The organism is Streptomyces rubellomurinus (assembly GCF_000961885.1).
GTDB classification, from domain to species: domain Bacteria; phylum Actinomycetota; class Actinomycetes; order Streptomycetales; family Streptomycetaceae; genus Kitasatospora; species Kitasatospora rubellomurina.
The window spans coordinates 19,713-32,258 of sequence record NZ_JZKH01000087.1; the positions used below are offsets into that span (position 1 = coordinate 19,713).

The 12,546-nt window shown below is 70.8% G+C and carries 14 protein-coding genes; 4 read left to right on the forward strand and 10 right to left on the reverse strand.

Annotated features, from left to right (window positions below):
- Positions 1-83: 83 nt before the first annotated feature.
- A complete protein-coding gene (locus tag VM95_RS30585) occupies positions 84-1,415 on the forward strand; it encodes an MFS transporter (protein WP_052707671.1) in 1,332 nt (443 codons plus the stop codon).
- A gap of 199 nt (positions 1,416-1,614) precedes the next feature.
- On the forward strand, positions 1,615-2,625 hold the full coding sequence (locus VM95_RS30590) for a quinone oxidoreductase family protein (RefSeq protein WP_045702884.1): 1,011 nt from the start codon (positions 1,615-1,617) through the stop codon (positions 2,623-2,625).
- Positions 2,626-2,755: 130 nt separating this feature from the next.
- Here the strand turns inward: VM95_RS30590 and VM95_RS30595 are convergent, their stop codons facing one another.
- From VM95_RS30595 to VM95_RS30635, 9 genes are all read right to left on the reverse strand, one after another.
- On the reverse strand, positions 2,756-3,415 hold the full coding sequence (locus VM95_RS30595) for a Uma2 family endonuclease (protein ID WP_052707672.1): 660 nt from the start codon (positions 3,413-3,415) through the stop codon (positions 2,756-2,758).
- A gap of 124 nt (positions 3,416-3,539) precedes the next feature.
- Complete coding sequence (locus tag VM95_RS30600; RefSeq protein WP_279616855.1) at positions 3,540-3,932, reverse strand: metal-sulfur cluster assembly factor; 393 nt, start codon at positions 3,930-3,932, stop codon at positions 3,540-3,542.
- Between the two features lie 22 nt (positions 3,933-3,954).
- Entirely contained in the window at positions 3,955-4,407 is a 453-nt protein-coding gene (gene sufU / locus VM95_RS30605; protein WP_045702886.1) for a Fe-S cluster assembly sulfur transfer protein SufU, read from the reverse strand.
- 19 nt (positions 4,408-4,426) lie between these two features.
- On the reverse strand, positions 4,427-5,695 hold the full coding sequence (locus tag VM95_RS30610; protein ID WP_045702888.1) for a cysteine desulfurase: 1,269 nt from the start codon (positions 5,693-5,695) through the stop codon (positions 4,427-4,429).
- A complete protein-coding gene (gene sufC / locus VM95_RS30615) occupies positions 5,692-6,456 on the reverse strand; it encodes a Fe-S cluster assembly ATPase SufC (protein WP_045702891.1) in 765 nt (254 codons plus the stop codon). The genes VM95_RS30610 and sufC overlap by 4 nt, the downstream gene beginning before the upstream one ends.
- A gap of 6 nt (positions 6,457-6,462) precedes the next feature.
- A complete protein-coding gene (locus tag VM95_RS30620; RefSeq protein ID WP_045702893.1) occupies positions 6,463-6,780 on the reverse strand; it encodes a non-heme iron oxygenase ferredoxin subunit in 318 nt (105 codons plus the stop codon).
- A gap of 3 nt (positions 6,781-6,783) precedes the next feature.
- Positions 6,784-8,016, reverse strand: a complete 1,233-nt coding sequence (gene sufD / locus VM95_RS30625; RefSeq protein ID WP_045702895.1) for a Fe-S cluster assembly protein SufD — start codon at positions 8,014-8,016, stop codon at positions 6,784-6,786.
- Between the two features lie 58 nt (positions 8,017-8,074).
- Positions 8,075-9,490, reverse strand: a complete 1,416-nt coding sequence (sufB, locus tag VM95_RS30630; RefSeq protein ID WP_045702897.1) for a Fe-S cluster assembly protein SufB — start codon at positions 9,488-9,490, stop codon at positions 8,075-8,077.
- A 9-nt stretch (positions 9,491-9,499) separates the two neighbouring features.
- Positions 9,500-10,342, reverse strand: a complete 843-nt coding sequence (locus VM95_RS30635; RefSeq protein WP_052706814.1) for a helix-turn-helix transcriptional regulator — start codon at positions 10,340-10,342, stop codon at positions 9,500-9,502.
- Between the two features lie 164 nt (positions 10,343-10,506).
- Between VM95_RS30635 and VM95_RS30640 the strand changes: the two genes are divergently transcribed.
- Positions 10,507-11,433, forward strand: a complete 927-nt coding sequence (locus tag VM95_RS30640) for an ABC transporter ATP-binding protein (protein ID WP_045702899.1) — start codon at positions 10,507-10,509, stop codon at positions 11,431-11,433.
- 50 nt (positions 11,434-11,483) lie between these two features.
- Complete coding sequence (locus tag VM95_RS30645; protein WP_045702922.1) at positions 11,484-12,203, forward strand: ABC transporter permease; 720 nt, start codon at positions 11,484-11,486, stop codon at positions 12,201-12,203.
- 71 nt (positions 12,204-12,274) lie between these two features.
- On the opposite strand, the gene VM95_RS43415 is transcribed toward VM95_RS30645, so the two are convergent.
- On the reverse strand, positions 12,275-12,546 hold a 272-nt coding region (locus VM95_RS43415), incomplete at its 5' end, for an LAETG motif-containing sortase-dependent surface protein (RefSeq protein WP_167352970.1).

The window sequence follows — 12,546 nt, forward strand, 5'->3', positions numbered from 1 at the left end:
CGGCCACCACCACAGCGCCTCAGGACGGGTGCGCCGGCACACCCCGCCGACCCGGTGGGGCCCTGCCACAGGAGATCCCTTTCATGGCGGACCTCTCCCCCGCCGGCACCGGCCTGCGCACCGCGCAGCTCGACGGACGCCGACTGTCGGAGGCCCTGCTTCCCCTGGAACTCGCGCCCCGGCCCCAGCTCCAGCTCTCCGCGATCAGCCGCTGGAACGCCGTCCGAGGCGTCCGCGTCGGCCTGGTCGCCGCCGCGCTGCTGTTCATGCTGATCGGTGCCAACCTGGCGACGCCGATCTACCCGCTCCTCCAGCAGCGCCTCGGGCTCGGCCCGCTGGACACCACGATCCTGTTCACGATCTACGTGTTCGCGCTGGTCCCCGTCCTGGCCGTGGTCGGCCACTGGTCCGACCACCTCGGCCGCCGCGCCCTGATCCTGCCCGCCGTCGGCCTGGCCGCGGCCGGCGACGTGGTCTTCGCCACCTCCGGCAGCTTCTGGCAGCTGGCCGCGGGCCGGGCCGTCCAGGGCATCGCGGTCGGCCTGTCCACCGGCGCCGCCGGAGCCGCCCTCGGCGACCTGCTGCCCGACCACCCGACCCTCGCCGCCAAGCTCACCCTGGCCTGCTCGGCCGGCGGCGTCGCCCTCGGCCCGATCGTCGGCGCCCTGCTCTCCGGCGGCTCCGACCCGCTGCTGACGCCCTTCCTGCTGCACGCCATCGCCCTGCTCGCGCTCTGCATCCCGCTGGCCGTCGTCCACCCCCGGATGCCCGGCCGCAACCGCGAGCCGTCCGCGCCGCCGCGCATCACCACCCCGGCCCACCTGCGCCCGCAGCGCCTGCGGATGCCGCGCACCGGCCGCCGCGAGTTCCTGCTCGCCGCCGGCGCCGGGTTCATCTCGTACGGGGTCTTCGGCGTCTACCTGGCCCTCGCCCCGGCCTTCTCCGCCAAGCTGCTGCACACCCCCTCGCACCTGACCGGCGCGATCGTGGCCGCCCTGCTGCTCGGCTCCTCGGCCGCCGCCCAGCTGATCGTCCCGCCGACCTCCGACCGTACGGTCATCGCCCTCGGCATGACCGGGCTGGCCACCGGCCTCGGCCTGGTCGTCGCCGCCGGGTACACCGGCACCCCGGCCCTGCTCTTCATCGGCAGCGTCCTCGGCGGCATCTGCCAGGGCGTCGCCTTCCGCTCCCTGTTCACCACCGCCGTCGCGGCGATGGACCCGGAACGCCGCGGCTCCGAACTGAGCTCCCTCTGGATCATCGTCTACCTCGGCAGCTCGGCCCCGATCATCGGAGTCGGCGCCCTGGTCCAGCACTACGGCCTCCTCCCCGCCGTCAGCGGCTTCGCCACCCTCGCCGCCGTCCTCTGCGCGGCCCTGGCCCTCGCCGTCGCCCGCAAGCCCCGAACGGCCTGACGCCTGCAACGCCAGAACGCCGATGCCCGGGCCTTCCCCTTCGGAAGCCCCGGGCATCGCCGTTTCAACGTGGCCCTACGCGTCCCAGGGCTTCCACCTCCCGGTGCTGCTCTCGGCGGGGCGGCGGGCTGGTCCGCCTGCCGGGAATCGGATCGCCACCAACGGGGTTGGTGGCTGATGAACCGTTACTGGAGGGGTCATGCGAGCGATTCAGGTGCACGAAGTGGGCGGTCCCGAGGTGCTGCAGGAGACCGAGGTGGACCAGCCGCGGCCGGGCCCGGGCGAGGCGCTCGTGGAGGTCGCCGCATCCGGGGTCAACTACCTCGACGTCTACTACCGCGAGGGCCGGTACAGCCTCCCGCTGCCCTTCACCCCGGGCTCCGAGGGCGCCGGCACGGTCGTCGAGGTCGGACCCGGCGTCACTGACGTCGCCGTCGGGGACCGGGTCGGTTGGGTCGAGATTCCCGGCAGTTACGCCGAGCAGGCCGTCGTGGACTCCTCCCGGCTGGTGCCGCTGCCCGACGACATCGACTTCGAGACAGCCGCCGCCGTGCTCCTCCAAGGCATGACCGCGCACTATCTCGTCAAGGACGCCTACCCGGTTCAGGGGGGCGACACGGTGCTCGTGCATGCGGCCGCCGGTGGCATGGGGCTGCTGCTGACCCAGCTCATCACCCATCTCGGCGGCAGGGTGATCGGCACGACGTCGACCACGGCGAAGGCCGAACTGGCGAAGCGTGCCGGAGCCGCCGAGGTGATCCTCTCCTCCGCGGTCGACGATCTCGCAGCCGAGGTGAGGCGGCTCAACGGCGGTCAGGGACTGCCGGTTGTCTTCGACGGCGTCGGCGCACACACCTTCGATGCGAGCCTCGCCAGCCTGCGAAGCCGCGGCCATCTCGTGCTCTTCGGCGCGGCAAGCGGTGCCGTGCCGCCGTTCGATCCGATCCGGCTCGCCCACGGCGGTTCGCTGACCCTGATCCGGCCCAGCCTCGGGGACTTCATCGCCGATCGGTCCGAACTGCTCCGACGGGCCGCCGATGTGTTCGAGTGGGTGCGCTCCAAGGCACTTGAGGTCACCGTAACGGGCCGCTACGCATTGTCCGAGGCCGCCCGGGCCCACAGCGATCTGGAGGCTCGGCGCACCACCGGCAAGCTGCTCGTCGTACCCGATGCGGCCGCTGTCGGACGCCGCGGGGAGACGCGGAGCTGATCGCAGGTGACGAGGTCGGGGATCTTCGAGACTGAGATGTCGAGGGCATGACCGACCGTCATCGCCAAGATCCCCGACAGCGTCCGGCACTCAGCAGGCCAGGATCAGGCAGCGGCGTTCCGGTCTGGAGCTACGCGTTCCAGGGCTTCCAGGCGTCGGTCCCGATCTCCACGTCGAACGGCGTCGGCAGTCGGACGGACTCCCCGAACTTCCACTCGCCCAGTACCTCGTAGGTCGCCTCGACCTTGTTCGGCTCCCCGAACAAGGTCACGCCGGGCTGCCGTGGATCACGGTCCACGAGCAGGTGGAACGGCACCCCGGTGCGCGCGTACCCGCTCCACTTCGTGGGCTTGACCTGACGGCCGAACATGGGCCGACGATCATGGCGCGCATTGGACGAGGAAGTCACCTCGACCACCAGCTCGAGGTCGTGCGGGTGCAAGCGCAGAACATCGTCCGCACGCTTCTCCGCATCGGTGTCCTTGTGCACCACGACCATGTCGGGGATGTAACCGTCCCCGATCTCGACAAGATCCAGGTTGATGGTCTGAACAACTCGCCACGGAAACCCGTTGTTCAGAAACCAGGAACGCTCGAAGCCCCGCTGGATGTCCGAGAGGATCCCACCACGGGCGTACACGGGTGCCGGTGACACGACGATTTCCCCTCCGATCACCTCGACCCGCGTGCCGTCGTCCGGGAGCCGGAGGTACTCCCCCAGTTCCCCCCGGACCCACATGGCGTACGGCGAGTCAGGCAGAAGCAACTGCGCGAACGCAACTACCGACATGACTTCGCTCCCTCCGAGGTCGCGGCACCAGCCTGGCCGTCCGGTCGCAGATATACCACTGCCGCGCAAACCTTTCCCTCGAAGGGGAGGTTTGCGCGGCAGCAGGTTGACGAACGGGCCGACGTCAGACGTTGAAGCCCAGCGCACGCAGCTGGTCGCGGCCGTCGTCGGTGATCTTGTCCGGGCCCCACGGCGGCATCCAGACCCAGTTGATGCGCAGGTCCTGGACGAGGCCGTCGGTGGCCGTCTTGGCCTGGTCCTCGATGACGTCGGTGAGCGGGCAGGCCGCCGAGGTGAGCGTCATGTCGATGGTGGCCACGTCGGACTCGTCGATGTGGATGCCGTAGATCAGGCCCAGGTTGACGACGTCGATGCCCAGTTCGGGGTCGACGACGTCCATCAGGGCCTCGGTCAGGTCCTCGACGGAGACGGTGCCGGCGGTGGTGCCGACGATGATGCCGTTCGGCTGCTCCGCCACAGCGGAGGCCTCGGCGCCGGTGGTGATGTCGTCGCTCATGGTTCTGTCCTCCTCTGCGGGGTCAGTCGTTGACGGCGGGGTGCTGGGCGAGGGCCTGGGCGGTGGCGTCCTTCCAGGCCATCCAGCTGAGCAGGGCGCACTTGACCCGGGCCGGGTACTTGGAGACGCCGGCGAACGCGATCGCGTCCTCCAGCACCTCCTCGTCGCCCTCGCCCTGGCCCTTGCTCTGCATCAGCTCCAGGAAGGCCTCCTGGACGACCTGCGCCTCGCCCACGGTCTTGCCGACCACCAGGTCGTTCAGCACCGAGGCGCTGGCCTGGCTGATCGAGCAGCCCTGGGACTCGTACGAGACGTCGGCGACCGTGGCGCCGTCGAGCTTCACCCGCAGGGTGATCTCGTCGCCGCACGTCGGGTTGACGTGGTGCACCTCGGCGTCGCCGTCCCGCAGCCCCTTGCCGTGGGGGTGGCGGTAGTGGTCCAGGATGATGTCCTGGTACATCGAGTCGAGCTTCATGTCGTCCTGCCCAGTCCCGTCAGCCGAAGAAGTTCCGGACGTGGTGCAGGCCGTCGATCAGCGCGTCGACCTCGCCCGGCGTCGAGTACAGGTAGAACGACGCCCGCGTGGTCGCCGGAATTCCGTACCGCAGGCACACCGGCCGCGCGCAGTGGTGGCCGACGCGCACGGCGATGCCCTGCTCGTCCAGCACCTGGCCCACGTCGTGCGGGTGGATGTCGCCCAGCGTGAAGGAGATCGCCGCAGCGCGGTCGACGGCCGTGCGCGGGCCGATGATCCGCAGGTCGGGGACCTCCAGCAGCCGCTCGACGGCGTACTCGGTGATCGCGTGCTCGTGCGCCGCGATCTTGTCCATGCCGATGCCGGACAGGTAGTCGATGGCCGCGCCGAGCCCGACCGCCTGGGCAATCGGCGGGGTGCCGGCCTCGAACTTGTGCGGCGCCGGGGCGTAGGTGGACGAGCCCATGGTGACGGTCTCGATCATCTCGCCGCCACCGAGGAACGGCGGGAGGTCCTCCAGCAGCTCCTGGCGGCCCCACAGCACGCCGATGCCGGTCGGGGCCAGCATCTTGTGGCCGGTGAAGGCGACGAAGTCGGCCTCCAGCGCCTGCACGTCCAACACCATGTGCGGCGCGGCCTGCGAGGCGTCGATGACGACGAGCGCGCCGACCGACTGGGCCTTGCGCACGATCGTCTCGACCGGGTTGACGGTGCCGAGCAGGTTGGAGACCAGGGTGAAGGAGACCACCTTGGTCTTCTCGGTGATCAGCTCGTCGATGTTCGAGAGGTCCAGCCGGCCCTCGTCGGTGAGCCCGAACCACTTCAGCTTCGCACCGGTGCGCTGCGACAGCAGCTGCCACGGGACGATGTTGGAGTGGTGCTCCATCTCCGTGATGACGATCTCGGAGTCACCGTCGACCCGGTACGGCTCGTCGGCCCAACCGAGCATGTTGGCCACGAGGTTGAGCGACTCCGAGGCGTTCTTGGTGAAGATCACCTCGTTGCGGCTCGGCGCGTTGACGAAGGCGGCGACCTTGTCGCGGGCGCCCTCGTACATCGCCGTGGCCTCCTCGGCGAGCACGTGCACGCCGCGGTGGACGTTGGCGTTGTGCCGCTCGTAGTAGGCGTTCAGCGCCTCCAGCACCTGGCGCGGCTTCTGCGAGGTGGCCGCGTTGTCCAGGTAGACCAGCGGCTTCTCGTCGTGCAGCACGCGCTGCAGGACGGGGAAGTCCTTGCGGATCGCGTCGGTGTCGAGCAGAGCGCTGTGGCCGGTAAACGGATGCGTCACTCGGATGCGCCGCCCTTCACATACGACTCGTAGCCCTCTTCCTCCAGCTTGTCGGCCAGCTCGGCGCCGCCGGACTCGACGATGCGGCCGCCCGCGAAGACGTGGACGTGGTCGGGCTTGATGTACCGCAGGATGCGGGTGTAGTGGGTGACCAGCAGGGTGCCGACCTCGCCGGTCGAGCGGACCCGGTTGATGCCCTCGGAGACGATCCGCAGCGCGTCGACGTCCAGGCCGGAGTCGGTCTCGTCGAGGATCGCGATCTTCGGCTTGAGGAGCTCCAGCTGCAGGATCTCGTGGCGCTTCTTCTCACCGCCGGAGAAGCCCTCGTTGACGTTGCGCTCGGCGAAGGCCGGGTCCATCTGCAGGGCGGCCATCGCCTCCTTGACCTCCTTGACCCACAGCCGCAGCTTCGGGGCCTCGCCGCGGACGGCGGTGGCGGCGGTGCGCAGGAAGTTGCTGACCGAGACGCCGGGCACCTCGACCGGGTACTGCATGGCCAGGAAGACGCCGGCCTTGGCGCGCTCGTCGACGGACATCTCCAGGACGTCCTCGCCGTCCAGCAGCACGGTGCCGCCGGTGACGGTGTACTTCGGGTGGCCGGCCAGCGAGTAGGCCAGGGTGGACTTGCCGGAGCCGTTCGGGCCCATGATGGCGTGGGTCTCGCCCTGCTTGACGGTCAGGTCGACGCCCTTCAGGATCTCGCGCGGGCCGTTCTCGGCTTCGACGGAGACGTGCAGGTCGCGGATTTCAAGGGTTGCCATGTGTACTCAGGACTCCTGGTTGACGGAGACGAGCACATCGTCCCCTTCGATCTTTACGGGGTAGACGGCGACCGGCTTGGTGGCGGGCAGGCCGGAGGGCTTGCCGGAGCGCAGGTCGAAGCTGGAGCCGTGCAGCCAGCACTCGATCATGCAGTCCTCGACCTCGCCCTCGGAGAGCGAGACGTTCGCGTGCGAGCAGATGTCGTTGATCGCGAACACCCCCTCGTCGGTGCGGACGAGTGCGACCGGCACGCCGTTCAGCTCGACGCGCTTGGGCACGTCCTCCTGGAGGTCGCCCAGTGCGCAGGCACGGAGGAAGCTCATCGGTCAGACCGCCGCTTCGAGCTCGGCGTCGATCTTGACCATCAGCTGCTCCTGGACCTCGGCCACGCCGATCTGCTGCAGCAGCTCGGCGAAGAAGCCGCGCACCACCAGGCGGCGGGCCTCGTCGGCCGGGATGCCGCGGGCCATCAGGTAGAACAGCTGCTCGTCGTCGAAGCGGCCGGTCGCGGAGGCGTGGCCGGCGCCGACGATCTCGCCGGTCTCGATCTCCAGGTTCGGGATCGAGTCGACCCGGGCACCGTCCGTGAGCACCAGGTTCCGGTTGAGCTCGTAGGTGTCGGTGCCCAGCGCGGCGGCGCGGATCAGCACGTCGCCGACCCAGACGGCGTGCGCGTCCTGGCCCTGCAGCGCGCCCTTGTAGGCGACGTTGGAGCGGCAGTGCGGGGTGTCGTGGTCGATGACCAGACGGTGCTCCAGGTGCTGGCCGGCGTCGGCGAAGTACAGGCCGAACAGCTCGGCCTCGCCGCCGGGGCCCGCGTAGTTGACGCGCGGGTGCAGGCGGACGAGGTCGCCGCCGAAGGTGACGACGACGGACTTGTACGAGGCGTCGCGGCCGACCAGCGCGTTGTGCTGGGCGACGTGCACGGCGTCGCGGTCCCAGTCCTGGACGGACACGAAGGTGAGCTTCGCGCCGTCGCCGACCAGCAGCTCCACGTTGGCGGCCCGGGTGCCGGCGCCCTCGTGGTTGAGCACCACGACGGCCTCGGCGAACGGCTTGACGTCGATCACCACGTGGGCGAAGCGGACGCCGCCCTCGCCGCGCACGTCGATCTTCACCGGCTCGGTGAGCACCGCGTCCTTGGGGACGGTGACCACGAGCGCCTGGTCGAACGCGCTGAACGCCTGCGCGGCGACCCGGTCGACGGGCGTGCCGGCCTTGCCGAGGCGGGCGTCGTCGCGGCCCACGGTCTCGGCGGTGACGCCGTCCGGCAGGGTGAACTCGACCTTGTCCTCGCCGCGCGGACCGGCGGCGGCGGTGCCGTCGTGCAGCCCGCCGAGGCGGTGCAGCGGCGTGAACCGCCAGTCCTCCTCGCGGCCGGTCGGCACCGGGAAGTCGTTCACGTCGAAGGACGGCTTGACCGCGACGCGCGCGTCGATCGGCTGCTTGACCGTGGTCCGGCCGGTGCCGGGGCCGGCGAGCTGCGCGCCCGCGCCGGCGGTGCCGACCTCGATCGAACCGGCGGTGGTGGAGCCGGAGGTGTTCTGAACGTCAGCCATGGCTGTTCGTAGTGCTCTCTTCCTCAAAAAGTCGGGCGGGGTCGCGTACGGCTGGGCGTCAGCCGACCGCGCCCTCCATCTGCAGCTCGATCAGCCGGTTGAGCTCCAGCGCGTACTCCATCGGCAGCTCCCGCGCGATCGGCTCGACGAAGCCGCGCACGATCATCGCCATGGCCTCGGTCTCGGTCAGACCGCGGCTCATCAGGTAGAACAGCTGGTCCTCGCTGACCTTGGAGACGGTCGCCTCGTGGCCCATGGACACGTCGTCCTCGCGGACGTCCACGTACGGGTAGGTGTCCGAGCGGGAGATGGTGTCGACCAGCAGCGCGTCGCACAGCACGTTGGACTTGGCGCCGTGCGAGCCCTCGCCGATCTCGATCAGGCCGCGGTAGGAGGTGCGGCCGCCGCCGCGCGCCACCGACTTGGAGACGATGTGCGAGGAGGTGTTCGGGGCCATGTGCACCATCTTGGCGCCGGCGTCCTGGTGCTGTCCCTCGCCCGCGAAGGCGATCGACAGGGTCTCGCCCTTGGCGTGCTCGCCCATCAGGTAGACGGCCGGGTACTTCATGGTGACCTTGGAGCCGATGTTGCCGTCGATCCACTCCATGGTCGCGCCCTCGTACGCCACGGCGCGCTTGGTGACCAGGTTGTAGACGTTGTTCGACCAGTTCTGGATGGTCGTGTAGCGGCAGCGGCCGCCCTTCTTGACGATGATCTCCACGACCGCCGAGTGCAGCGAGTCGGAGGAGTAGATCGGCGCGGTGCAGCCCTCGACGTAGTGGACGTAGGCGTCCTCGTCGACGATGATCAGCGTCCGCTCGAACTGGCCCATGTTCTCGGTGTTGATCCGGAAGTAGGCCTGCAGCGGGATGTCGACGTGCACGCCCTTCGGCACGTAGATGAACGATCCGCCGGACCACACCGCGGTGTTCAGCGCGGCGAACTTGTTGTCGCCGGCCGGGATGACGGTGCCGAAGTACTCCTTGAAGATCTCCGGGTGCTCACGCAGCGCGGTGTCGGTGTCCAGGAAGATGACGCCCTGCTCCTCCAGGTCCTCGCGGATCTGGTGGTAGACGACCTCGGACTCGTACTGGGCGGCGACACCGGCGACCAGGCGCTGCTTCTCCGCCTCCGGGATGCCCAGCTTGTCGTAGGTGGCCTTGATGTCCGCGGGCAGGTCCTCCCAGGACTCGGCCTGCTTCTCGGTCGAGCGGACGAAGTACTTGATGTTGTCGAAGTCGATGCCGGACAGGTCGGAACCCCAGGTCGGCATGGGCTTCTTGCCGAAGAGCTTCAGGCCCTTGAGACGCAGGTTCAGCATCCACTCGGACTCGCTCTTCTTCGCGGAGATGTCGCGCACGACGTCTTCGCTGAGCCCGCGCTTGGCCACGGAGCCGGCGGCGTCCGGGTCGGCCCAGCCGTACTCGTAATTGCCGAGGCCTTCGAGCTCGGGGTGCGAAACGGTGTCAGTCATGCGAGCTTCCTAACGCGCGGACGCTGAATCTTCGGTGGACGTACCGGCAGTCGGCGCTGCATCGGAGCCGCGGCCCGCCGGGGGCTGGACAGACGACGATGCGGCACCGGGTGCCGGCACATAGGTGGTGCAGACCCCGTCGCCGTGGGCGATGGTGGCCAGCCGTTGCACATGGGTGCCCAGGAGCTGGGAGAAGACCTCGGTCTCCGCCTCGCAGAGCTGCGGGAACTGCTCGGCGATGTGCGCGACCGGGCAGTGGTGCTGGCAGAGCTGGGCGCCCGCCGGGGCCTTGGCCGCGGCCGACGGGACACGCCGCACCGTGGCAGCGTACCCGTCCGCGCTCAGCGCCTGGGCCAGGGCCTCCGGGCGCTCCAGCGCCCCGGCCTGCCGCAGGCTCTCCCGGTACTTCTCGCCCTGCCGGCCGAACCGGGCACGGGCGAAGGCGGCGACGGCCTCCTCGCCCGCCTTGCCGCCGCCCACCGCGTCCGAGATCCAGCGCAGCGCGTCGGCCGCGAGCTGGTCGTACGCCTGGTAGAAGGCGTCCCGGCCGGCGTCGGTGAGCGCGAAGACCTTGGCCGGGCGGCCCCGGCCGCGGCTGCCGTAGACCCGCTGTTCGCGGGCGTCGACCAGGCCGCTGGCGGCCAGCGAGTCGAGGTGGCGGCGGACGGCCGCGGCCGTCAGGCCGAGCCGGTTCGCGAGGTCGGCGGCGGAGGACGGGCCGTGGTCCAGGATCGACCGGGCGACCCGGTCGCGGGTGGCGCGGTGGCCCTCCAGCAGCACCTCGGCCGCCGTCGCGGGCACGTCGCAACCGGGGGCCGACTCGGCCTCCTGCTGCGTGGCGTGCTCGCGCATGTTTTTCACAACACCAGTGTTGCGTAATTACTTCCGGCAGGACAAGCCGTGATCCAGGCCTCACCCGTGTCATCTGTCACGCAGGTAAGGCTTACCTTTCCAGCGGAAACGATCACCAAGGCCGGTGTCCGGCCTGGCCGTTCGGCCCTCTTAGACTCGCCGGTATGCATTCCGAACCCGCGGTCCAGATCGCCGGGCTGGTCAAACGCTACGGTGACAAACCTGCGGTGGACGGCCTAAACCTCACCATCGCGTCCGGCGCGATCACCGCCGTCCTCGGGCCCAACGGCGCCGGCAAGACCACCACCATCGAGACCTGCGAGGGCTACCGCCGCCCCGACGCCGGCACCGTCCGCGTCCTCGGCCTCGACCCGGTCGCCCAGAGCGCCGCCCTGCGGCCGCGGATCGGCGTGATGCTGCAGTCCGGCGGCGTGTACGCGGGCGCGCGCGCCGTCGAGATGCTGCGGCACACCGCCAAGCTGCACGCCCACCCGCTGGACGTCGACACCCTGGTCGAGCGCCTGGGCCTCGGCTCCTGCGGCCGCACCACCTACCGCCGCCTGTCCGGCGGCCAGCAGCAGCGGCTCGCCCTGGCCATGGCCGTGGTCGGCCGCCCCGAGCTGGTCTTCCTGGACGAGCCCACCGCCGGCCTCGACCCGCAGGCCCGCCGCGCCACCTGGGAGCTGGTCCGCGACCTGCGCCGGGACGGCGTCACCGTGGTCGTCACCACCCACCACATGGACGAGGCCGAGCAGCTGGCCGACCACGTCGCCATCGTCGACCGCGGCCGGGTGATCACCACCGGCACCCCCGAGGAGCTGTGCCGCGGCGGCGCCGAGAACGCGCTGCGCTTCGACGGCCCGCCCGGGCTCGACCTCGCCGCGCTGCTCAAGGAGCTGCCCGCCGGCGCCGCCGCCGTCGAGACCGCCCCCGGCAGCTACCGCGTCGAGGCGCCCGTCGACCCGCAGCTGCTGGCCGCCGTCACCGGCTGGTGCGCGGCCAACGGCGTCCTGCCGGAGCGGCTGTCGGTGCAGCGCCGCAGCCTCGAAGACGTCTTCCTCGACCTGACCGGACGGGAGCTCCGCTCGTGACCACGACGACCGACTACTCCCCCAGGCCGGGGGCCGCGCCGGTCGGCCGGATGCTGCTGGCGCAGACCGCGTTCGAGACCCGGATGCTGCTGCGCAACGGTGAGCAGCTGCTGCTCACCGTGGTCATCCCGACCGTGCTGCTGGTGCTGTTCTCCGCCGTCGACATCGTCACGGTGGAGGGCCCGGGCAAGCGGGTCGACTTCCTGGCGCCCGGCCTGCTCGCCCTCGCCGTGATGTCCACCGCCTTCACCGGGCAGGCCATCGCCACCGGCTTCGAGCGCCGCTACGGCGTGCTGAAGCGGCTCGGCGCCAGCCCGCTGCCGCGCTGGACCCTGCTGACCGCCAAGACCGGCTGCGTGCTGGTGACGGAGATCCTGCAGGTCGCCCTGCTGTCGGTGATCGCCCTCGCCCTCGGCTGGTCCCCCCACGGCAACCCGATGGCCGTCGCCGCGCTGCTGGTACTGGGCACCGCCGCCTTCTCCGGCCTGGGCCTGCTGATGGCCGGCACCCTCAAGGCCGAGGCCACGCTGGCCGCCGCCAACCTGGTGTTCATCCTGCTGCTGCTCGCCGGCGGGGTCATCGTGCCGCTGGGCAAGTTCCCGGACGCCGTGCGCGGCATGCTGGAGCTGCTGCCGATCTCGGCGCTCTCGGACGGCCTGCGCTCGGTGCTGCAGCACGGCGCCGGGGTGCCGTGGTCGGACCTCGGCATCCTGGCCGGCTGGTCGGTGCTCGGGCTGGCCGCGGCGGCCCGGTTCTTCCGCTGGGAGTGAGCCGCTGTTGACGAACGACGCCCCCCGGCCTGCTGAGGCCGGGGGGCGTCGGGCGTTCAGCGGGCTGCGGGTCAGCCCTCGCTGCCGCTGCGGCGCTTGCGGGCGAGCAGCACGAGCGCGCCGCCGACCAGCAGCACACCGCCGCCGGCGGCCGCGATCATCGGGGTGGCGTCGCTGCTACCGGTCTGGGCCAGCGCCGGGGCCGGCGTGGTGGCCACGGGCGCCGGGGTCCTGGTCGGGGTCGCGGTGGCCGGCGGGGTCGTCGGGGCCGCCGTGGTGGGGGTCGGCGTCGGCGTCGACGTCTTGGTGGGCGTGGGCGTCGGGGTGGGGGTCTGGGTGGGGG

Bases quoted from the DNA above. Each gene is read 5' to 3' on its own strand.
- VM95_RS30585 (WP_052707671.1), top strand. From the start codon at position 84: ATGGCGGACCTCTCCCCCGCCGGCACCGGCCTGCGCACCGCGCAGCTC.
- VM95_RS30590 (WP_045702884.1), top strand. From the start codon at position 1,615: ATGCGAGCGATTCAGGTGCACGAAGTGGGCGGTCCCGAGGTGCTGCAG.
- VM95_RS30595 (WP_052707672.1), bottom strand. From the start codon at position 3,415: ATGTCGGTAGTTGCGTTCGCGCAGTTGCTTCTGCCTGACTCGCCGTAC.
- VM95_RS30600 (WP_279616855.1), bottom strand. From the start codon at position 3,932: ATGAGCGACGACATCACCACCGGCGCCGAGGCCTCCGCTGTGGCGGAG.
- sufU (WP_045702886.1), bottom strand. From the start codon at position 4,407: ATGAAGCTCGACTCGATGTACCAGGACATCATCCTGGACCACTACCGC.
- sufC (WP_045702891.1), bottom strand. From the start codon at position 6,456: ATGGCAACCCTTGAAATCCGCGACCTGCACGTCTCCGTCGAAGCCGAG.
- VM95_RS30620 (WP_045702893.1), bottom strand. From the start codon at position 6,780: ATGAGCTTCCTCCGTGCCTGCGCACTGGGCGACCTCCAGGAGGACGTG.
- sufD (WP_045702895.1), bottom strand. From the start codon at position 8,016: ATGGCTGACGTTCAGAACACCTCCGGCTCCACCACCGCCGGTTCGATC.
- sufB (WP_045702897.1), bottom strand. From the start codon at position 9,490: ATGACTGACACCGTTTCGCACCCCGAGCTCGAAGGCCTCGGCAATTAC.
- VM95_RS30635 (WP_052706814.1), bottom strand. From the start codon at position 10,342: ATGCGCGAGCACGCCACGCAGCAGGAGGCCGAGTCGGCCCCCGGTTGC.
- VM95_RS30640 (WP_045702899.1), top strand. From the start codon at position 10,507: ATGCATTCCGAACCCGCGGTCCAGATCGCCGGGCTGGTCAAACGCTAC.
- VM95_RS30645 (WP_045702922.1), top strand. From the start codon at position 11,484: ATGCTGCTGGCGCAGACCGCGTTCGAGACCCGGATGCTGCTGCGCAAC.